The organism is Rathayibacter sp. AY1F3 (genome assembly GCF_002931975.1).
In the GTDB taxonomy this organism is placed as follows: Bacteria; Actinomycetota; Actinomycetes; order Actinomycetales; family Microbacteriaceae; genus Rathayibacter.
Window position 1 is genome coordinate 47,237 of the sequence record NZ_PSVF01000008.1, and the last position, 19,274, is coordinate 66,510.

A 19,274-nucleotide genomic window follows, 5' to 3' on the forward strand; every position below is an offset into this window, starting at 1 on the left:
CGCACTGTGCCATGAACCTGACCGAGACGCTAGGCGATAGCGGGAGCGGCGTCCTAGACGACCATGACCGTCGCGATGGTGCTCGTGATGGAGCGCGTCGTACTTGCGAGGTCCCACTGCACCGTCACGTCCGGCGACATGTCAGCCGTGGTGTCGAGCGTCGTCATGGCGCCGGCGTTGTCGATGTCCTGGAAGAACTTACTCGCGCCGATGGAGTACGAGGCCTCACCGCCAACGATCACCTTGCCAGCGGTGCCAACCTCTCGGACGACGATGAGGCAGTCGAAGGTGCAGGCCTTATTCGTCGCGCTCGCGAGCAGCGCGGACGTCACCACCGAGGCGACGACCACTCCCCCGAGCTTGACGCGGATGGTCAGCGATGACCCGACGAGGGGCGTTGAGTAGATCCCCTCGCCGTGGATGCGGATGCGCTTGCCCACGGTGAGCGCGTTGGCCTTGATCAGGTTCGAGCCGGCACCGGTGCCGAGCAGGCTGGTCTCCGCTGCGGTGTTGGTGATCGTCCGGTTGGCCGTCTGCGAGAAGATCAGGCTGTCGGCGTTCGGGTTGTACGTCATCAGACGACCCTCCACGCAGACGGGAACGCCTTCAGCGTCACGGCCGAGCCGGACGGCAGCGTGTAGGTGTTGGCCGTTGTCACGTTGCCGATCAGCTCGGCGCCGTTGCCCTTGATGGTCGCGGCGGCGGCGTTGATGTTGACGAACTCGTACATGCGGCCTTGGCAAGTCGCGAGGGCGGGCAGCGTCTGGGTTGCGGTGGTGTTCAGCTCGACTGAGCAGTAGGTGGCGTCGAGGGTGGTGGCGGCGGAGCGCTGGGTGACCTGCGTCGAGATCGTGCGCAGGTTGTTGTAGACGAAGATGCCCGGCGTATCCTCCGTGATCGTGACACCCGAGAAGTCGTTGTTGTCCACGTTTATAGATCCGGTGAAGCTGTTGAAGGCTGTGTTCCCGTTCTGAATTCGGATTGCAACAGTTCTCCCCGACAGGCCTGGGCCGAACTTGTTGCCGCGGATCGACGCCCGCGAAAAGGCGATGACGCCGTTTGGAGCGGCGGCGGCTAACGAAGCGATTTGTATGGCGTAGCGCGCCCCCACGTTCGAACTGTTCCATTGATAGAAGGTGTTGTCGTCGATCGACAGGTTGTTCATAGTCATCGTGTTGCCGCGGCAGATGAGCTGGATGTTTGATTGGTATGCGCTCCAAAAATGGTTTCCCTTGACGCTGACTCTTGCAAACTCCTCGACATAGCCACTATCTCCGTCTGAGTCACTGATTTTCAGGAACCCGTCCTTGAATACATTGTTACTCACGACGATGTCGCTGATAATGTGAGCGGTGTAAGGGTGAGCGCCTGCCACGATTGCCACATACGCGGAGCTTGTTGTCCCGGTCTTGGTGTCGATCGTATTACCGTCGAACACAATCGAATCAGATGTGAACGCGAGCGCTGGGTCCGCAAGATTCTCGTTACCACCAGCCGAGGCGAGTTGGATGTCGCAGAAAAAGTCGTTGTCAGTGATGTGCACCTTCTTGCCTACGAAGTAGCCAGACTTGCTGAAGGGCCCGATGACCTTATTGTCCCGGAAGTAGAAGTGGGTATTGGCAGAAGGGTTTGCAACGTCGCCAACCCCGTATAGTTCGATCGGATTACCGTTGTTCGAGTTCATCCCGAGAGAACAGCCCTCGATGTGAATATTGTTGTAGCCTGCGAGCACGAGGATACTTCCACCATTGGCGTTAGCGCCAAGAGGGTTAGCGATATCAGCACAAGAGATAAAGACGTTCTTGCAACCGCCGCCGAAGGCGCTGTTGTTGCGCAGCTCGATTCCGTAGTTTGTGAAATTGCGGATCGTTACGTTGTCGATCGTGTGATTCGCGCCCTGCACCGTAATCCCGTTGTAACGAGCCCCCGATGTTCTACGCCCGTTCAGCTCGACCGTCAGGTTTATTACTTCGCAGCTATAGCCCGCGATTGTGATGCCATTATTGAACAGCGAGACACCCGTCATCGACTCGCCCCGAAGAGTTACAAAGTTCTGTAGGACCACGGGGTTGTTGTTGAAATAAGAGCCGTTCGGCAGGTAGATGGTCCCCCCGCTGTTGGCGGCTGCGGTCGCGGCGTTCGCGAGAGCGGTCGTGTCGTTAGTCCCGTAGATCAACTGCGCGCCAGTCACGGACGTCGATGCGGCAGCCGAAAGTGTCACCTGCGTCGCGGACTGGACGGACAGGATGGTCGTCAGCAGCGGGTACGCAGTAGAGCCAGCTCCGTAGACGGAGACGCCCTTGCCTACGTCCGCTGCGCTGAAGCTTGCTGACGAGGACGCCATCACCGCAGATCCGCTGGTCATGGAGACGTCCGTGAGCAGTCGGGCGTCCCCTACCGCGCCGAACCGTTTGACGTTGATTAGGATGAGTTCTTGCTTGAGGTCGAGCGCGCTCTGAACCGCCGAAGAGATGGGTTTTGACAGATCAGACGTGTTGTCGACGCTCCCCAGACCGACGTGGGCCTTCGTGATGCCCGTAGGCGTGCCGGTGAACGCTGGTGAGGCAAGAGGAGCCTTCGCGTCCAACGCTGTCTGTAACCCGACCACCGTCGCCACCGCCTGGGTGCCGGTGTGCGTCGTGCGATCACGGAGGCTCGCGTCGGCGGCGTTGGCCGTAGCTCCCGAAACGATCCCGGCGAGTTTCGTCTTCTCGGCCCCGGTGTAATCGTTACTACTCAGCGCGAGCCCATCCACCTTGTCGACCTTCGTCGCAAGCGCGCTGCTCGTCGCTGTCGGTATCGGCTTGTCGAGATCGCTCGTGTTGTCCACGTTGCCGAGCTCCACGTCACCCTTGGTCAGGCTGACGAACTCGGTGTCGTAGTTGGCGGAGGACCGCTTCCTCAGGAACTGGCCGGTGCTTCCGCCCTTCGCCACACCGGGACCAGCTGGCCCCGTGGCGACGGCTGAGCTGGAGAGGGTGGTCGTGCGTACCTGCGGATCTCCCTTCGGCGGGGTGACCTGGACGACGTTGCCCTTGAGACGAACGCTGGTGACCTTGCCGGTCGAGCTGACGACGCGGACGTACCAGTTGTACTGACCGAGCGGGATCAGAGATGAATTCGGCACGGACGGCTGCGAGCTGAGCACGAACTCGAGGGTGCGGGCGTCGGCCGCGAGGCTGGTCAGCTCTGCTGTCATGAGGGCGGCAGGGTCAGCGACGGTGTCGGCTGGCGCTGCCATCTTCGGCACAACGTAGAAGTACGCACGGGCGCTCGTGAGATCACCGAACAGCGACGTGACCGGCACGCGGATGGTTTGGTCGTCCCCCCTGGTGATCTCTCCGAGCCTGTTCATTACAGTTCCTTGTTCTTTGGTGCGATGTAGACGCCGATGAACCCGATTCCTGCCGCTACCAGGATCGTAATCGCTGCGTTCAGCTCGTCCCCGAGGACGATGCCGTACTTTGCGAGTAGCGCCACGAGTACCGCGACGATTGCTCCTGCTAATGCTTTACTTGTTGTCATATAATCTCCTTTACTTGATGTCTAACGCGGCCTTGATGGCCGCCAGTTTTTTGTCCGCACCCGCGCCGCTTTGAGCGCTCTGTGCCTCGTCGAGCTTGTCGCGAAGTGCACCGGCCAGGTTCTTGTAGAGCAGCCACTTTGGCTTGCCCGTGTAGTAGCCGAGAGCCGCCTTGTCGTCCGCCCACGGCGCGAGTCGAGCGAACGCATCCTTCACCTCGTCAGCACTAGGGACGGTGGTACCAAGGATGTCGCCCTGCAGTTGCCGCACGTCGTTGCCGACGTAATACGGCACCTGGTCTTTGTTTGGAACTGCGTCTGCGTAGCGCGAGAACACGTCCCTCACCTGTGCTTCACTGGGTTTGATCATTTCTTCTCCTTTCGCTCTTAGGAAGCCGAGTAGCCCGGGTGCGAACATCGTGTTGATGCTGACCCTCAAGCTGCCGCCGAAGTTTTGATTGAGCAGCCGCCCGTTGTGCCGGATGCCGATGTGGCCCTCCGGCCCTGTCCATGAACCCGGATCGTCTCCCCAGACCGGGATGTCACCGTCGCGCTCCTGGCCGGCCGGAACCCGGTCAAAGTGCGCGAGCACCGCCGGGTTGGACCAGTAGTCGACAGCGTTACCCCACACCGCGGTTTTGATGCCAAGTACCGCCTCCATGTAGAGGCGGACATACGAGACGCACTGGCCCTTGTAGGTGCCGGTGCCGGGGTTGCCGTAGGACCCGCCGATCGGATACGCGGCCAGGAACTGTTCAAGCGTCATGAGCGTGGCTCCTTCGGCTTGAGGTCTAGCGCGTGGAACATCAAAAGCAGGGCAAAGATGCTCGAGGTCAGGCCAGACCACTCGGGTGAGAGCGGCGCGACAAAGTTCCACACCACCAGGATCGAGACGAGGGTGGTGGCTGCGGTGAGCCACCGGTAGCCCTTCGTCCAGGCGTTCACGGCGGCGAAGAGGTACGGGATGAGCCGTAGGAGTGCGACGACTGCGAACGTAATCATTGGGAGACCCCCGCCCATACGGTGAGAGCAGTTGCGACTGCAGCCGCGACGAGCGCCACCGCACCGACAAGCTCCTTCGATTGAAACCATCTTGTTGGAGTCATCACCTGCACGGTTGTCGCGTTCGGTGCGTTAATTTGTTGAGGCTGGCCGGGGTTGTCGCGCTGGTGCTGGGCGACGGCAATAAGCCCAGTCTTCCACTCCTCGATAGTATTCACCCTGCCGTTAGTCTTGATTGCTTGCTTTTCGACGGCCTGTAGCGTGCTGTTCATTTGCACCAGGATCAGCATGATGTCGTTGTTGGTGGGGTCTTTTGGAATGACGAAGTCTGCCATTAGGCCACCTCGTACGTAGCGGCGATCATCAGTTGGTCCCCGGCGGCCCACGTCATCGGCACTGAAGACGTGATGCTGGCGAAATTCGCGTACGCGGCACCCGCCCCGAAGACGCCGAGCTGGAGCTTGCTGGTGCTGGCGGTGTCGTTGATGCGCACTACGCCGTAGTAGGAAGCCGTGCCCGCGTCCTCGATGCTGAGGTTCCCGATCTGCTGGCGAACGTTGTAGGTCGGGCTGTATTCGAGTGGGGCCGTGAACGAAAGTCCGCTCGACGGAGTGAACGAGCTGGTGGTACCGAAGATGAGCTTGCCCCTGATGTGCACCGTCTTCCCGATGACGACGAATCTGAAGTCGACGGTCGCGTTGCCGATCGTGAGGTCGGTCCACGTTGGGGTCCAGGAGCGCCAAGCATCGGTGAGAGTCGTGTTCCGCTGGTCGCTCACAGCAGTGACGGCACCTGCGCTGGTGGTGACCTTCGAGACCAGGACGTTGTTGGCCGGCGTCGCTGGTCGTGCCGCACCGAGCGCCTGAGGGTTGTACTGCACGTTTCCGGTGTTGTCCACGTAGATGTAGGTGTCGCGCGAGGCGGCGAAGCCGTACGACGCGACGGCAGGCACCGGCAGGCGTTTCCCCGCCACGTACGCCACACCGCTGGTCATGGTCCCGTTCAGGCCGGACGTCTGCGACCAGATCAGGCCGGACGAGACGATGTTGCCGACAGTCTCGCTCTGCCGGGTCTCCGGGTTCGAGTTCGTGTCTGCTGCGGCCGCAGTCAGGGTGCCTGCGCTGATCTTCGAGCCGCTGAGGGCAGAGATATTCGCGTCGTCGAGGTTGCCGTTGACGGCAGCCGCGATCGCGTTTGGTCCCTGGTTGATCAGGGTGTCAGTGAGCTCGTCATTCGGATTAGCTTGTGGGACGGTTACTACACCCATTTTGTCTATCTCAGTGCGACCCGTCCTAGTTACTACTAGAATACCAAGTTGTGCTGATGCGGTAAAGACTAAAGCGCTGGAGTAGCTGCACTGCCGCCATAAAGCATTGTATTTTGCTGAGCCGCTGCAATGCGTGCACGCAGTCCTGCGAGCTTTGCCCGCGCCTGCTCGGGGCTATCAGTTATCTGAGGGAGTGTCTTGATGATGCCCTTGAGTTCAGTCTCAGACGGGGCGTCCGTCTTGCCCAACGCTTGCAGGATGACCGGCACGTAGCTCTGAAGCTCGTCGTTGTAGAGCTTTGCAGAGCCGTTCAGACCAAAGTCCCCGAGCGTGTTCGCTACGCGTCCACCGAATACGCCGGAGCCGCCTCCTGCGTCTGAAAGTCGGGTCTCAAGCTGCTGGAGCGCGGTCTCTGCGTTGCCCGCAGCGATGAGGTTCTTCTGCTGGACGCTGTTCAGTTCCGCGCCTGCTCCTTGCGATTCGAACTCGGTCGAGAGCGCATACATGTCCTTCAGGACGTCCGCGCTGGCAGAGTCGCCAGCGGCCAGAGCCTGCATCAGTGCTTGTCCAAGCTCCTGCGACGAGTAGCCGGTGGGGTTGGTCTGAGCAGCATCTGGCGTCGTGCCGGCTGCCAACCCTCCGCCGAGCTGGCTAGAGGCCAGGGCTGTCTCAAGCGACGGGTCTGCTGCAGCGTCTTCGGATCCGGTGATTAACCGACCCGCGAGCTGACGGCCAGCGAGCGGTAGAGCGCCCTGACCTGGCGTCGGCGCAGCTCGAAGCGCACCGCCAGAAAGCTGGCTCGCTGAGCGGAGGGTGTTCCCGGCAACGTTGGCTACCGGGTTCTTGACCACGTTCGTCACAGCCTCGCCGATCATGCTCTTGACACCTCCAGCGTTGAACGCGTTCCCGACACGTCCGCCGGCAGTCAGCGAGTTGCTCTCGCCCTCGTCGATGATCTTGCCCACCCGGACGAACGGAGCCATCGAGCCCCGTAGGTCGCCAACAGTCTTGGCACCCATGACGTTCTGGTCCACGTACTTCGCCCACTGCGGGTTGTTGGGCTGAAGGTCGAGTAGCTGGGATCTCAGTGCTGGTGTCAGGGTGTTCGATAATTGCTTGTTTGCACCCGCACCCGTGTAGAGCGCATCCTCCAGCTCGTCTCGGACCAGTTTGAGGACAGCTGCTTGGTCGGCCCGCTCTGGGGTCGACAGACGGTAATTGTCACCCTTGCCGGTGAGGTCGGCCGCTCGCTTCTCGAGCGCGCGCATGGTTGACAGCACCTCCGTGGGGTTGAACTCAGTTGCCACCGAGCCCTTAGCGCCGCCTCGTAGCTTGTTCATCTGCGCGGTGAACACCGCCTGGACCGACTTGCGGTCCTTCTCAACGAGGCCGTAGTTCTCTACGGCGTCGGTGAAGACCTGCTGGACGCGGTCGATGTTGACTCCACCTGCGCGTCCGACGGAGTCAGACACTGCCTTGGTGATGAGGCCGTCTGAGCCCGTGACCGCTGCCGCGAGCCGTTCGGCGTCGACCGGCTTCGTGATGCCCGCGTCAGCGAGTGTGGCGATGGTGCCCGCTGGGTCAGTGGAGCGAGCGAACGGCTTGCTGATGGTTCCGTACTGCGAGAGCAGGGCCTTGTTGCCAGCGTTCTTGAGCCGACCACCCACTGAGGTGACCGATGGAGCGGCTGAGGTCCCTGCTGCAACAGTGCCGCCGACCGCTGTGCCGGTGAGGTTCCCACCAAAGAGACGCTCGGCGGTCAGACCAGCCTGGTCATCGAAGCGACCGCTCGCCACGCCCTTGCGAACGGCACCTTTGCCGATGGTCTGGATCCCTGCCTCTTGGACGAGCTGACCCGCCGACTTGGAGCCGAGACCAGTGCCTACCTTGACGCCAGCACGAGCCAGCTTGAGGCCTGCACCAATCGGGAGCGATGTCGCACCGCCAATGAGCCCTTCCTTCAGGACGTTCTTGCCGAGGTCGTCACCGGTAATCGCGTTCTCCGCGAGTTCACCACCGGCTGATCCGATGCCACCACCGAGGAGTGCCCCGACGAGTCCACCGACGGCTGTACCGACGACTGGGACGACCGAGCCGAGGGCTGCACCTCCCGCTGCGCCCGCGAGCGCGCCGCCGATCCCGCCTCCGGTACTGATCTGGTCAAGGAGGAAGCCCTTCTTCTTCTTGGCTGCCGGAGCTGGCGTTGCCTTGAAGTCGAACGCTGGTCTGCTGAAGCCGTTGTCCATTACACCGCTCCTAATAGTTGAGGGAACTGCGTACGAAGGACGTTGAGGGTGGTCGGATCGTTCGGACGTGCTTTCAGTTGGTTGTAGGCGTACTGAGCCGACTTGTCACCCTGTGAGCCCATCTCGTACAAGATGTTGCCGATGCTCTGCTTCGTCTGAGCCGCGTACTGCGCCGCGGTGATCGGGGCGCCGTTCGAGCCCGTGAATGCGAAACCGCCCGCCTTGTTGCGCGAGACGGATGGCTGTGACCCGCCTTGACCTGCCTGGGCTTGACCGCCGAGGTAGCGGGAGATGTCTGCGACCGGAGAGGTGGCCGCTGCGCGAGCCGCGGCTGCCTGCCGCTCCTGCGCAGCCAGGTTCTCGTTGAACTGGCGGGTTTGCTCCGCGAACTGGCGCTCCTGTAGGTCACGCGCCGTCTCGCCCTCGTAGATCGACTGCGCTTGACTCCGCTTGTCACGAGCCAGCTGCTGTAGCGACTCCTGGAGGGTCAGCTCCTTTTGCGCTCCGGACGACTTCAGGTTGGCGATGGCCGGCGCGTAGTCCGTCGCGGCGTACTGGGCCTGCTCCCCCACTGGGATGCCCGAGAAACCGAGCCCACGGCGGCGTGAGGCGTCCAGGATGTTGGTGTTGGCCTGGGCCAGCTTCGCGTCGGCCTGCGCGACACCCGCTTCAGTCTCACCCGGGATGGCGTTGAGACGAGTATTGATGATGCTTTCACTACCCGAGTAGCTTGGGTTCAATTCCGAGAGGATCTGGTCGAGGCTTCTGGCCATGAATAAGTTCTCGCGCGGCTCGTCCTAGTTGCTTTTAGAATAACACGCAGCAAGTGGAGTTTAAATAGGTCAGATTCCTGACTCTTGAAAGATCAGATACTTGTAGCTCCAGACGAGGTCGTCGAGACCGTCGTTCAAGCTTGAGACGTTCGAGAGGTCTATGTAGAGGTTCGTCGAGTCCGCGCGCGCCGACGAGAAGATCATCTCTCCTGTTGGTCCGAGGTGGACATACGACGGTAAATTCGAGAGGCCTGGGTATGTGTAGTACAGCCCGCTTGGGTTCTGCACGTAGACCATGAACGCAGGGATCGTCGGCTGCCCGTGCGGGATGACCCGCGTCACGACGCCCATGGTCGGCCAGCTCGCTGGTGGGCTCATGGTCACAGTGCCGGTCTTCACGATTTTCATTACGTTCTGCGAGGAGTCGAAGATCAGATCGTCCCCCGTGTCTGTCTCGGCGTTCTTCCCGTCCCTCGCCACCTTGAGGACGGGCTTGCCGCTCTCGGTGATTGCCATGTAGATCGAAGGCGTGCCCTGCTCGTCGTTCAGCACCAAGCCGAACTCCCCGTTTGGAAGACGGCCTACGTTCATCTTGTCGTCGTCGTTCTTACGGTAGGTGAGCCCAAGCGTCTCTTCACTGGTCTTGCCGATCAGCAGCTTGTCAGGGCTGTTCTGTCCGCCAAAGGTCTTGAGGTTCGTCTCAGCGTCGAGCTTCGCGAAGTTGCGATTGACCTGCGCAACGATCGCGGCCTGCGACGATGACGAGTTGATCTGGTTGAAGTTGTTGGCCATCAGTTCAGCCTCTGCGTTTCGATCGTCAGCACTTCACTGTCCAGCTCGACGGGTTCGCGCGCGGCGACGTGGCGGTAGCGGCGCTGGATCCGTTTGAAGGTCCCGGGGATGGTGAGCCTCGGCTCGACCATGCGCTGGCCGGCCAGACGGACACCGGTGTTGAGTCTGAGCCCGGTGTTCAGTCGAGCCCCGCTGCCGGAGACGTCGACGGACGAGTACGAGGGTGCGCCCGCGAAGTCCTTGTCGTAGCCCACCTCGACGGCGTAGGAGCCGGTGACCGAGGGGAACTGCGGGTAGTGCTTCGGTGCCCGCTTGCTGGAGGCGGGAGTGTCGAAGTGGTTGTAGGCGGTCCTGAGCTCGTACTGAAGCTGGTCACCCAGGTTGTGGTGGTCGTTGGTCGCCAGCTCGCCGTAGTAGATCGCTGCCACGCGGTTGCTCGCCTGGAGGAACACGTCGTCCTGCGCGTAGCGGCTGAACGTCCGGCCGATCGGGGTACCTAAGTCGAGCGCTTCGAAGCAGTTGAGCAGGAGGTTGTAGACGAAGCATCTGGTGGTCGCTGCCGCTCCCTGCGGCCCGTGGAAGATGTAGAGGCGGTTGCGGTACAGCTCCAACTGGATGGTGCTCTTGTTTGGGATCGCCAGGTAGTCCTCCAGGAACGACTCCGCCAGGTTGCGGCTCTCGGTCCCGTTGAACATGTGCACGCCCTCCTCGTCAGCGTGGAAGATGTAGTTCGCGTCGAAGACCACCGACTCCTGCGAGAAGGTCCCACGTTGGTCGGGCGCCTCGTCGAGGTTGAACGTGTCGTTGTCGGACCCGTTGAGCTGGAACTTGTTGCGCTTCGCGAACAGGTAGAGCACGCCGTTCAGCTTGGCGAAGGCGGTCAGGCCGTCGTAGCTCTTCGGAGCGGGAACATAGATGAAGTCAGTGCTGGTGTAGCGGTCGTACTCCGCGAAGTTGGAGTAGAAGATCCTCGTACGGTCCTCGACGTCGTTGAAGAAGAGCAGTCCCTTGTGCTCGATGATGAGGTCTGGCGTGTAGGGCGCAGCAGTGATCTGCGTCCACTCGTTGAAGTCGTACTTCCAAGGCTTCTCGAGGCCATTCACCCAGTACGTTGCGTCCTGGACCATCTGGGTCCGGACGTGGGTCGCAGGCTGGCTGAAACCCGACCTCACGACCGCCGTAGAGCCCGTTGTGTCGTTGACGGAGTAGACCGAGCCGCCGGCCGAGAACAGGGTGACCTTCTGGCCGTTCGATCGGTAGGCACGCGGGAGCCCCTTCACTCCCCCAGCGGGCGATGAGTGCACCGCGACGTTGGCGGCGACGGAAGTGGTCGACCAGGCTTCACCGGCGGTCGCGCTCGACAGTGCCGTTGCAGCTGAGCCGGTGGTGCTGACCTCGTACTCCCCTACGTTCGCTGACTGACCGCGGATGGTCACCCAGAAGACGGTCGAGTTACTGATGTCGGGAGCAGCCGCGAAGCGGACCGTTCGGTAGGACCACGAGCTGGACACGTCGGCAGCTCGGATCGAGCTACGGGCGAGCACAGCCCCTGGGACTCCCCCTGCGTCGGCACACAGCTCGACGAGGACGGTGCCTCGGCTGGTTGCCGTCGAGCGGATGCGAACGTCAGCGCGGGTGATGCGCTCGGTCTTGGTGCTTGTGAGCTTCTGAGACAGCGCCTGCGAGCCGCTGACCGTCAGGACGGATGCTGAAGCAGTCGACGAGACGTACGCGTTCAGCGCCTCTCCTACGGGCACCGAGTAGTGATCCAGACCACGGCGGGTCTGGTAGCGACCGATCTTGACGAAGCGGGCGTCGTAGGCAGCGGCCAACTCGGTGACCTTCATGTCGTCGTTGTCCTTGTACGTGTTCACGCCGTCCTTGAAGCTGATCGCCCTCGTCTGCCCCTTCGCGGATGAGAGCGGTGGGATCGCAGTGCGGTAGCCGAAGCGCGATTTAACCACGTCGTCCTCGTAGCGATGCCTTGCCGACACGTAGCTGACGGAGCCCGTACCGCTGAAGCATGTCCTCCGCGAGGTCCTCGACCCTGCGGTCGTGCAGAGCAGCCACGTCGAAGTTCTCCCGGTAGCGCTCAACGCCGGCCAGCCCGCCCTCGACGAGGAGGTTGCCGAACTCCTCGGGGATGAGGGGCGCGCTGTCGTCACTGAGACGAGGAGCGGCGACGCGGTAGCGCAGCCAGATCGTGTAGTCAGTGTCGAGTGGTCGGTCCCAGTACAGCTCGCCGCCGTAGTCGGTGTAGGTCGAGGGGCGGCCGACTGGGTTCGTGTCAGGGACTGGGTTTCGCTCGAAGAACTCGGTTGGCTCGATGAACTCAGGGTGACTCAGGCTGGCAGCTTGGTCAGCACGGCTCAGGACGAGCTGCAGGATCTCCTGGTGGCCGCTGTCGTACGCGAAGGTGGTTGAGTCGGCGTAGAGCGTCTCGACAAGCCGGGCCTCGGTGAACGGGAAGCGGTGGCGGTTCAGCACCTCGTCCTGCGTGTCCTGGAGATACCCACGCACGAGGTCACGACTGAACGACGAGTCTTTCGCTCGAGCGATTACTTTGTCGATGAGTGAGGACACGTTGTAGTCGGTCATGTTGTACCCGCGACTCGTCCTAGTTGCACCTAGAATAACAAATTGCCGTGCGACTGCCTAGGTGTCGTGTACGATGCGCTCATGCCTGAGACGTCAGAACCGGTCCGGAGATGGCTCCCTCCAATTGTGGTAAGCGTCGTCGTCGGAGCCGTTGTTGGCCTCGGCGTGAATCTCGTGCAGACCGGTATCGAGAACGACAACGTCCGACAGAACGAGGTCGACAACTTCCTGCGCGCCGAGCGGATTCGAGCGTACTCCGACTTCGGCAAGGCGTTAGAGGCGCAATCAACTCTCGTAAACGACGTCCTCTTTGACGTATATGGCGACGATGAGTACTTGCCCGGTGAGGCCGTGAGAGACCAGCTACGCATCGAAGACGGAACCAAAGGTGTCGCGTCCGCAATAGCGTCCGTTCAAATTCTTGGATCGAACCGTGCCGTCATCGCCGCTGAAGACGCTCTAAAAGCGCAGAAAGAAGCGTTCTACTCGATGAACGCGGCGCTGCTTGACGCCATCGGCCCAGAGCCGAGTATCAAGATTGGTGAAGACAGCTGGGTCGTCGGCTATGCCGCGGCTCTCGGATGTCGAACTGGTCGTTCAACGGCCGAGTTCACCCGACTAGTGCGGCTGGACCTGGGTGCAGAGCCAGCCCCGTCTTCGACAGATACGGTTCAGTGCACAGAGATTAGCTACTACGCAAAAGACATTGGGCAAGTGGTTCCTTAAATAAAAGAGCGACCTGCTACGGTCGCTCTCTTTGAGGAGTGGTGTGTCCTACTTCTTCGTGGATGCTTTCTTCGCAGTAGGGTCTGTCTCACCCGTTCCGTGCGTTGCTCCGATCAGTTCCGCCTCAGGCGTGTCCTGGTACTTCAGCTCGGCCGCGTTGATCGCGTCCTCCTTCGCACGGTGCGCGTCAAAGCGCTCGTCGTCGTTCAGACGTCGAAGCGTCAGCTCTTCAGCTTCTTTCTTGATCTGATCAAGGTAAGAGTTCTCTTTAGCCATGGTTGATCCTCTCAGCTACTAAGCCGCAACGCGGTGAGTAGCGATCGCGTTAATTTTGGTAGTGAGTACGAATGCGTCGTAAACGATGCGTCCTTCAAGCAACCAGCCGTTGTAGCCGGGTGCGTTCTTGTGAGTGATGTAGTCCGTGAGGACCATCGGGCTCACCATCGCGTCGGGGTGGGTGATGATGAGGTCCGTGTTCGTCGGCATGTAAGTGCCTGGAACGACCACAACGTCCACGCCGTCAACCTGGCCCAGAGAGCCGGTCTTGCGGTCTTTGTAGGCGTCGTCGCTCGCGAGAACGAAGTTGCCTTGCTTCAAAAAGTTGTAGTACGTAGCAGTCATGAACGCGACACGTCCGGTCGTTGGCACGATGTCATCAGTGATGTCAGCGTTCAGCGTCAGGAAGTTGTTGTACGCGTTCGCAGCAGTCGTCGCACCAGGGGTGACGAGCGTGCTCTTGCCGTTCGCTACGGCAGCGGCGCTCAGCGCAGCGAGGCGGTACGTATCGATCTCAGGCACGACCACTTCGCGGATCTGGCGCGCGAGCCACTGGCCGCTGGCCATCACACCTTGAGACTCGTCGTTGTTGCGGCGGTCGATGACGGTGCTGAATGCACGGTCACGGGCGAGTGTGAGCGCTTGCTTGGTAGTTCCAGCGTCGGTTGGTGTTCCGTATCGGTTCGCGCCTGTGCGGGCGTAGTTGCCGAGAGCGGTTGTGTCGACTGAGTAGATATTGACGGTTGTGACGCCGTCAAAGTCATAGTCTTGGTTTACAGCGCGTTCGGTCAGGTTGGTCTGACTAAACCGTTCAGCCACCTTCGGGCTGTATTTAATTGCGAGGTTTTGAGCCATTCATGTAGGTCCTGCTTAGGGTTTTTCGAATCCAGCGAGGAACGGGTCTCCTTTCGGTGGGGTTGCGGCCGTGGCTGCGCTGCCAGTAGGTGAAGTCGCTCGCTGCTTGTTCGCAAGCGTTTCGAGTGCCTCTTGACCACCTTGTCGCTTGATCGCGCCCGTATCGACGGGCTTCGCCGGTACTGCTAACGCGCGGAACTGATCGAGTGTCAGCCGGCCCTCGTTGAGGAGCGCTGCTGTCTCGGGGTTCGCTTCGGCGTACTTGCCCATGGCGGTGTCCTCTTCAGCGGTGACATTGGCTTCGACCTTCCATTGGTTGATCGTTGCCGCGTTCTGGAGCTGAATGGCTATCGCGTAGGCTTTCTGTGCCTCGGTAGCGTCGGGATCGACTGCTGCGGTGGTGTTGACTTGCTTGGCAAGCTCTGAGGCTTGCTGGGTAGACGAGTGCATCTTCTTCTCGATCTCGCGCCAGGACTTGGCGATTGCCTCTTGTCCCTCGGGAGTGCTCGGGTCGATGCCCTTCTTCTCTAGCCACGCCTTGTAGTCGAAGTCATCAGCGGGAGCCTCGGGCTCTTCGGCTGGTGTCTCTGGCTCGGGCGCTTCCGGCTCGTCGGTGTCATTTGGTGTTGGTTCTACGGGCGTCGTATCCGCCGCTGCTGGCTGCTCAACAGGTTGTGCCTCTGGGGCGCCTGGTTCCTGAGGAGTAGCAAGGGTTATGGGTTCATCCATGTAACCGTCTCCATGCTTACTTCACCCCTCTCTATTGGTGGAGAGGTGCTGCGGGAGCACGAGCTAAGTAACCAGGACGAATTGCTTACTTTGTATTGGGCTCGTACTGCCCCAGCACACCTACACGATCGGCTCGGGTGTCTCCCTCCCCCGCACGGCAGCCTTCAGCCGCTCCAGGAGCGTTGGGTCGGCCAGCACGTTGCGGCTGGTCGTGAAGTAGTCGATCTCGGACTGCACGGTCGCCGCCTTCGTGGCCGCGTGCGCGCGGTACGAGTCATTCAGCTCCGTGTTCATGGCGATCTCGATGTGCCGCTTGCGTGACGCCTCCAGGCGAGCCAGGTAGTGCTGGCCAAAGCGGGAGCTAGCGAACGCCGTTGCGTCCGTTGCCAGGTCAAGACCGCTGTACTCAGACACCGGGGACTCCTACGGGCGCAGGAGCGCCGCCGAGGGCAGCGGGATCAGTGGGTAGGCCGGCCAGCGCTGGGTCCGGCGCGATGATGGCTTCGATGTCTTCCTTGTCCATTTTGAACATCTTCGGGTAGAAGCGCTTCTTCGCCTCGACGAGGTTGTTCGTCGGGTCCTCGATGACGGCCTGGTAGGTCTCGCGAGCCTCCTTGCGGCTCTCGGCCTGCTTGGACTCAGCGTCCACTTCGAGCGTAATCCGTGGCTTCCAGTCGCCTGCGATGTCGGCGGGGTCGAACACGGCGACGCCCTCCATGAGGTCGGGGTCGATGGCGGTCACGTCGAAGCCGTACTCGATGAGCACGTCAGCGCCGGTCTTCTTCGCCTCGGGTGCAGAGACGACCAGGGGCTCGGTGACGTACAGCTGGATCATCTTGAGGAGGATCCAGTACTTCCAGTACAGCGCGTCGCCGGTGAAGATGCGCGCCTTGCTCTCGATGCGTGCGCCGGTCTGCTGGAGCGCGGAGCCGACCTCGAACTTGGTGCGGTCCTTCTCGCTGAGCGTGCCGTTCGCAGCCTCCGAGATGGCTGTGGCCTCACGGATGCCGTTCTTGATGTCCACGCGGTTGTTGAACGAGTTCGGCGGGATGACGCCGGCAGGGATGTTGGCGAGCGAGCCAGGCTTGAACGGGTAGACCGTGCCTGGGTCGTCGTTGATCAGGTCGATGAAGTCGATGTAGTCCGGGTCCAGCTCACGCTGCATGGCGAGCTGCTTGATGATGGCGTCGCCCTCCATGTTGGTCATGTCGTTGAGGCGCTCCACCTCCTTGGCGATGGCGTTCAGCTCGCTGGAGGCGTAGAACAGGCTCTTCTTCCGGTAGTTCCGGTAGAAGTAGAACGGCACGATGCCCTTCGCCTCGGACTTCGCTCGAGCCTGCGCCTTGGCCAGTGCCTCAGGGTCATCGGCGGACGCGGCGTCGAGGTAGCGCTTGAGGAGCATCTGCTCGTGGCGCGCCTTGTACGGGTTCACGACGTCCTCGATGACGTCTCGGCGGTTCTTGATGGTGACCACGCGGTCCACGTCCCAGATCTCCAAGATCTCGTCCTGGTCGTCCTTGGCTGAGCTCAGCGTCGAGCCAGCGAACATCTCCTTGAGCTGCGCGTCGGACGGCTCGTCGTTCGCGGTCGTCGCGGTGGCCTCGACCGTCTTCTTGAAGCGCGGGACCAACTCGCCGTACGTCTTGCTCTTGGGATCGGTGTCAACGACCTCGTAGTCGTCCAGCGCTCCCTTGCGCACGAAGTAGCGGCGGCCGGCATAGTAGCCGTGCTGCTGGAGTTGCGCCGGGTTCTTCACCGTCGGGTCGACGATGGCGTCGCGCATTGCGAACGTCTCCTCGTGCGGGTGATCGATGTCCCAGATGAGCATGTTGGCGTCCATGCCGACCTTCAGCACCTCGCGGTAGCTGTCCTCCTGGTTGAGGTCCCACTGGTCGTCCTCGGCGTACTCGTCGATGAGCGCGTTGAGCGGCGCGATGTCCGTCTTGCGCATCGGATCGCCGGACGTGTAGTCGATGCGAATCTCAGCGTTGTTGAGCGCGCTGGTCATCGTCTCGATGGTGCTGAACGGGATTGGCACGAAGGTGTCGGTGGTCCCCACGTAGGAGGCGTGAACGCGCTCCTGGTCGTAGAGCTTGTTGTCCCGGTCCCACTTGTCATGCCAGTTGGCCTTCTGGTAGTCGTAGGAGTCTTTGTACCGCTTCAGATTCTTCTGAAGTACGGAGTCGCTAGAAGTGGTGTCGCTGCTATTGGTTTTGCGTTTCGCCATGTAGTGCCTTTATGCCCTTCAATATGAAGCAGCGCACGTCTTTTGTCCATAGCGATTTCACCAACCTCGGGGCCGTTGCTTGGCGCGAGCCACCCAGTCGGCGGTCTTGATGCGCGCTTCGCCGGCCGTGGGCTTCAGCGTCTCGTTGCCGTAGCGCGTGGCGTCCAGGAAGTGGTTCCAGAGGTCGATTGGCGTGTTGAAGATGCGCCCCTCCTTGTCCGTCATCCACATGTAGTTCCGGTACTCCTTGATACCGTTGGTCGAGCGCTTCGTGATGCTCACCCGCTGGTCTTGGAGCTTCTGGATGCCTTGGAGCACACTCCCCTGGCCTTTGTTGGCCGCGAGGACGTTGACGCCGTAGCTCTTCAGCTCGTCGATCGACTTCGGCTCGCTGCTGTCCGCCACGACGAGCGTGCGCGGCTGCGGCAGGTTCAGGAGGATGTCGGCGATCTGCTTGTTGCTGAGGCCCTTCTGGTACGTCTGCTCGTCGAGGATGATCCCGCCGTTGTAGCTGTAGATGTCCACGAGGGCCGTCGGGTCGTTGCTGTACCCGAAGTCCAGGCCGCGTCGCTCGAGGCGCGCTTCGTGTGGTACCTCATCGACGATCTGCCAGTCAGTGAAGACCTTGCCTTCCACCTCACCGAGTTGGCCAAGGCCGTACACTTGCCACCACGCCTTGTTGTTGCGGCGTGCTTCGATGCTCCCCACGATCTGCGGGTCGAGCGCTTCGTTGTCGACGTAGGTCAGCGTGATGAAGTCGTGCTCACGGTTCGGAGCCACCTCGTCGTACCACCAGAACTCGTTCGTCGGGTTCCAGTCGAGCCAGACCTCGCTCTTGGTTCGCACCTCAAGCTGGTCGAAGGCACCGTGGCTGACGTTGTTGGCCTCGTTGACGTAGAGCCGGTCACGACGAGGGCCGCGGACCTTGCTGGGCTGGTCGGCGCTGAAGAACTCGATCTTCGAGCCCGTCTCGTACGTGTAGATCGAGTCGGTCGCGTTCCAGCTCGGGTCCTGCCAGTAGCCGTGCGCCTCCATGATGTTGCGGAAGTCGCGCATCGCCCCACGCTTCAGGTGCGGGTAGGACTCGCTGACGATGGACGTCAGGGTCGGGGTGCTGTCGGACTGCGCCTTGTCGATGAGGATCGTCAGGATCGAGATTGTCTTGCCCGCGGACGTACCGCCGGCCACGCCCTTGATGCGCTGCCTCAAAGCGAGGAGCTTACGAGTCGCGGTGGTCGCTTGGTACATCACCGCCCTCGGGTATCAAAACGTTCTCTAAGCGCTTGATTACCGCGTGTTCCGATTGATCCAAGCCGCCCTCAGTCGCGTATCGCGACTCCGCATAGTACATTGTCTCTGCAAGAAGCAAATGAAGTACCTCGTGAAGCGCAGCCAGATGCAACTCGCGCGAGTTGAGATCACGAATGTCGTCCCATCGCTTCGAGAGGCTTATGGTCGCAATGCGGTCCCCGATCGACCAGGCGCACGATGCGTAGCGGTCCGAGTCATTGAGGTGCCTTATGTATATGCGCCAATCGTTGAGCGCAAGCTTGGACTGCCATTCGAAAACGTACTTCGAGAAGAGCGTCAGGTCAGCTTCAGTAGTCCTAAGCATCACCATCCTCGTGCTGCGTCAAACCGCCTAGGATCGGCGTCGGTAGCTCCCTGCCCTTCGTCGTGAGGTCCGTCTCGCGTTTCTCCACGTAGCCGTGGTTCGCGAGGACCAGCTTGACGATGGTGCTGTTCCACTCGCCCTTGAGGCCCTTGTTGAGCGCCTGGTAGTGCTGAAACGTCTTGATTCGAGCTAACGTCTCCGAGAATCGGCGACCAAGCGCACTGTCGACATCGCGCCACAGGTAGAGGCTGGACTCAGCGACGTCGAGGAAGATCGCGAGGCCGACGTTGCTCGGCAACTCGAAGCGAGCCATCTCACCGATATACTTCCCAGCGCGTTCTACCAGTTCTTTTGTGAGCTTCGTAGGTCTTGCCATATACTATTGGTTATACCATAGTCCCATTGATCGCGACAGAGGGATCTGAGAGCGCGGGGTAATCGCGTATTGCCTGTTTGCCTGATATGAAGCGATTAGCTACAACCTCGCGGTACCAAGATGCGCCCGCAGCATCTTGCATTACCACTAAGTACTCGCCAATCTCAACATCCCTCGGATACGTGAAGGTCGCAACCACGCGAGCCCCAGGAGGTACGGTTGGTTGCCATGTACCGGAACTACCAAATGCGTTGCGTCCAGACGGCGACG

At 61.0% G+C, this 19,274-nt stretch carries 20 protein-coding genes; 1 reads left to right on the plus strand and 19 read right to left on the minus strand.

What is annotated here, in order from left to right:
- Positions 1-53 precede the first annotated feature (53 nt).
- The 12 genes from C5C39_RS06810 to C5C39_RS06860 form a co-directional block, all read right to left on the minus strand.
- Entirely contained in the window at positions 54-575 is a 522-nt protein-coding gene (locus C5C39_RS06810) for a hypothetical protein (RefSeq protein ID WP_104352967.1), read from the minus strand.
- Entirely contained in the window at positions 575-3,355 is a 2,781-nt protein-coding gene (locus C5C39_RS06815; RefSeq protein ID WP_104352968.1) for a hypothetical protein, read from the minus strand. The genes C5C39_RS06810 and C5C39_RS06815 overlap by 1 nt, the downstream gene beginning before the upstream one ends.
- Complete coding sequence (locus C5C39_RS17455) at positions 3,355-3,525, minus strand: hypothetical protein (protein ID WP_181136338.1); 171 nt, start codon at positions 3,523-3,525, stop codon at positions 3,355-3,357. Before C5C39_RS17455 ends, C5C39_RS06815 begins: the two co-directional genes overlap by 1 nt.
- Positions 3,526-3,535: 10 nt before the next feature.
- Positions 3,536-4,288: a CHAP domain-containing protein gene (locus tag C5C39_RS06820; RefSeq protein WP_104352969.1), complete on the minus strand. Its 753-nt coding sequence runs from the start codon at positions 4,286-4,288 to the stop codon at positions 3,536-3,538.
- Positions 4,285-4,524: a hypothetical protein gene (locus tag C5C39_RS06825; protein WP_104352970.1), complete on the minus strand. Its 240-nt coding sequence runs from the start codon at positions 4,522-4,524 to the stop codon at positions 4,285-4,287. Before C5C39_RS06825 ends, C5C39_RS06820 begins: the two co-directional genes overlap by 4 nt.
- On the minus strand, positions 4,521-4,859 hold the full coding sequence (locus C5C39_RS06830; RefSeq protein ID WP_104352971.1) for a hypothetical protein: 339 nt from the start codon (positions 4,857-4,859) through the stop codon (positions 4,521-4,523). The genes C5C39_RS06825 and C5C39_RS06830 overlap by 4 nt, the downstream gene beginning before the upstream one ends.
- Positions 4,859-5,791, minus strand: a complete 933-nt coding sequence (locus C5C39_RS06835) for a hypothetical protein (protein WP_104352972.1) — start codon at positions 5,789-5,791, stop codon at positions 4,859-4,861. The genes C5C39_RS06830 and C5C39_RS06835 overlap by 1 nt, the downstream gene beginning before the upstream one ends.
- Before the next feature lie 68 nt (positions 5,792-5,859).
- Complete coding sequence (locus tag C5C39_RS06840; protein WP_146083886.1) at positions 5,860-8,037, minus strand: hypothetical protein; 2,178 nt, start codon at positions 8,035-8,037, stop codon at positions 5,860-5,862.
- Positions 8,037-8,810: a hypothetical protein gene (locus C5C39_RS06845; RefSeq protein ID WP_104337028.1), complete on the minus strand. Its 774-nt coding sequence runs from the start codon at positions 8,808-8,810 to the stop codon at positions 8,037-8,039. Before C5C39_RS06845 ends, C5C39_RS06840 begins: the two co-directional genes overlap by 1 nt.
- A 69-nt stretch (positions 8,811-8,879) precedes the next feature.
- On the minus strand, positions 8,880-9,602 hold the full coding sequence (locus C5C39_RS06850) for a hypothetical protein (protein ID WP_104352974.1): 723 nt from the start codon (positions 9,600-9,602) through the stop codon (positions 8,880-8,882).
- Positions 9,602-11,113: a hypothetical protein gene (locus C5C39_RS06855; protein WP_146083887.1), complete on the minus strand. Its 1,512-nt coding sequence runs from the start codon at positions 11,111-11,113 to the stop codon at positions 9,602-9,604. Before C5C39_RS06855 ends, C5C39_RS06850 begins: the two co-directional genes overlap by 1 nt.
- A gap of 445 nt (positions 11,114-11,558) precedes the next feature.
- Complete coding sequence (locus tag C5C39_RS06860; RefSeq protein WP_104352976.1) at positions 11,559-12,200, minus strand: hypothetical protein; 642 nt, start codon at positions 12,198-12,200, stop codon at positions 11,559-11,561.
- Positions 12,201-12,281: 81 nt separating this feature from the next.
- Between C5C39_RS06860 and C5C39_RS17200 the strand changes: the two genes are divergently transcribed.
- On the plus strand, positions 12,282-12,926 hold the full coding sequence (locus tag C5C39_RS17200) for a hypothetical protein (protein ID WP_146083888.1): 645 nt from the start codon (positions 12,282-12,284) through the stop codon (positions 12,924-12,926).
- 48 nt (positions 12,927-12,974) lie between these two features.
- Here C5C39_RS17200 and C5C39_RS06865 read toward each other — a convergent pair whose 3' ends face one another.
- From C5C39_RS06865 to C5C39_RS06895, 7 genes are all read right to left on the minus strand, one after another.
- Positions 12,975-13,202: a hypothetical protein gene (locus C5C39_RS06865; protein WP_104352977.1), complete on the minus strand. Its 228-nt coding sequence runs from the start codon at positions 13,200-13,202 to the stop codon at positions 12,975-12,977.
- Positions 13,203-13,220: 18 nt separating this feature from the next.
- Positions 13,221-14,057: a N4-gp56 family major capsid protein gene (locus C5C39_RS06870; RefSeq protein ID WP_146083889.1), complete on the minus strand. Its 837-nt coding sequence runs from the start codon at positions 14,055-14,057 to the stop codon at positions 13,221-13,223.
- A 15-nt stretch (positions 14,058-14,072) separates the two neighbouring features.
- The gene (locus tag C5C39_RS17205; RefSeq protein WP_146083890.1) at positions 14,073-14,786 is read right to left on the minus strand and encodes a hypothetical protein; all 714 of its coding nucleotides are present in this window, start codon (positions 14,784-14,786) and stop codon (positions 14,073-14,075) included.
- A 120-nt stretch (positions 14,787-14,906) separates the two neighbouring features.
- Positions 14,907-15,200 carry a hypothetical protein gene (locus C5C39_RS06875; protein ID WP_104352979.1) on the minus strand — a complete coding sequence of 98 codons (294 nt, stop codon included), beginning with the start codon at positions 15,198-15,200 and terminating at the stop codon, positions 14,907-14,909.
- Positions 15,193-17,013: a hypothetical protein gene (locus C5C39_RS06880; protein WP_146083891.1), complete on the minus strand. Its 1,821-nt coding sequence runs from the start codon at positions 17,011-17,013 to the stop codon at positions 15,193-15,195. The genes C5C39_RS06875 and C5C39_RS06880 overlap by 8 nt, the downstream gene beginning before the upstream one ends.
- Positions 17,014-17,070: 57 nt before the next feature.
- Positions 17,071-18,222, minus strand: a complete 1,152-nt coding sequence (locus C5C39_RS06885; protein WP_181136339.1) for a PBSX family phage terminase large subunit — start codon at positions 18,220-18,222, stop codon at positions 17,071-17,073.
- A gap of 398 nt (positions 18,223-18,620) precedes the next feature.
- A complete protein-coding gene (locus tag C5C39_RS06895; protein ID WP_104352983.1) occupies positions 18,621-19,004 on the minus strand; it encodes a terminase small subunit in 384 nt (127 codons plus the stop codon).
- Positions 19,005-19,274: the final 270 nt, after the last annotated feature.

Excerpts from the sequence above, each read along its gene's own strand:
- C5C39_RS17455 (WP_181136338.1), bottom strand. The coding sequence starts at position 3,525 with ATGACAACAAGTAAAGCATTAGCAGGAGCAATCGTCGCGGTACTCGTG.
- C5C39_RS06810 (WP_104352967.1), bottom strand. The coding sequence starts at position 575 with ATGACGTACAACCCGAACGCCGACAGCCTGATCTTCTCGCAGACGGCC.
- C5C39_RS17200 (WP_146083888.1), top strand. The coding sequence starts at position 12,282 with ATGCCTGAGACGTCAGAACCGGTCCGGAGATGGCTCCCTCCAATTGTG.
- C5C39_RS06820 (WP_104352969.1), bottom strand. The coding sequence starts at position 4,288 with ATGACGCTTGAACAGTTCCTGGCCGCGTATCCGATCGGCGGGTCCTAC.
- C5C39_RS06815 (WP_104352968.1), bottom strand. The coding sequence starts at position 3,355 with ATGAACAGGCTCGGAGAGATCACCAGGGGGGACGACCAAACCATCCGC.
- C5C39_RS06860 (WP_104352976.1), bottom strand. The coding sequence starts at position 12,200 with ATGACCGACTACAACGTGTCCTCACTCATCGACAAAGTAATCGCTCGA.
- C5C39_RS06880 (WP_146083891.1), bottom strand. The coding sequence starts at position 17,013 with ATGGCGAAACGCAAAACCAATAGCAGCGACACCACTTCTAGCGACTCC.
- C5C39_RS06895 (WP_104352983.1), bottom strand. The coding sequence starts at position 19,004 with ATGGCAAGACCTACGAAGCTCACAAAAGAACTGGTAGAACGCGCTGGG.
- C5C39_RS06830 (WP_104352971.1), bottom strand. The coding sequence starts at position 4,859 with ATGGCAGACTTCGTCATTCCAAAAGACCCCACCAACAACGACATCATG.
- C5C39_RS06865 (WP_104352977.1), bottom strand. The coding sequence starts at position 13,202 with ATGGCTAAAGAGAACTCTTACCTTGATCAGATCAAGAAAGAAGCTGAA.
- C5C39_RS06845 (WP_104337028.1), bottom strand. The coding sequence starts at position 8,810 with ATGGCCAGAAGCCTCGACCAGATCCTCTCGGAATTGAACCCAAGCTAC.
- C5C39_RS06850 (WP_104352974.1), bottom strand. The coding sequence starts at position 9,602 with ATGGCCAACAACTTCAACCAGATCAACTCGTCATCGTCGCAGGCCGCG.
- C5C39_RS06835 (WP_104352972.1), bottom strand. The coding sequence starts at position 5,791 with ATGGGTGTAGTAACCGTCCCACAAGCTAATCCGAATGACGAGCTCACT.
- C5C39_RS17205 (WP_146083890.1), bottom strand. The coding sequence starts at position 14,786 with ATGGATGAACCCATAACCCTTGCTACTCCTCAGGAACCAGGCGCCCCA.
- C5C39_RS06870 (WP_146083889.1), bottom strand. The coding sequence starts at position 14,057 with ATGGCTCAAAACCTCGCAATTAAATACAGCCCGAAGGTGGCTGAACGG.
- C5C39_RS06840 (WP_146083886.1), bottom strand. The coding sequence starts at position 8,037 with ATGGACAACGGCTTCAGCAGACCAGCGTTCGACTTCAAGGCAACGCCA.
- C5C39_RS06825 (WP_104352970.1), bottom strand. The coding sequence starts at position 4,524 with ATGATTACGTTCGCAGTCGTCGCACTCCTACGGCTCATCCCGTACCTC.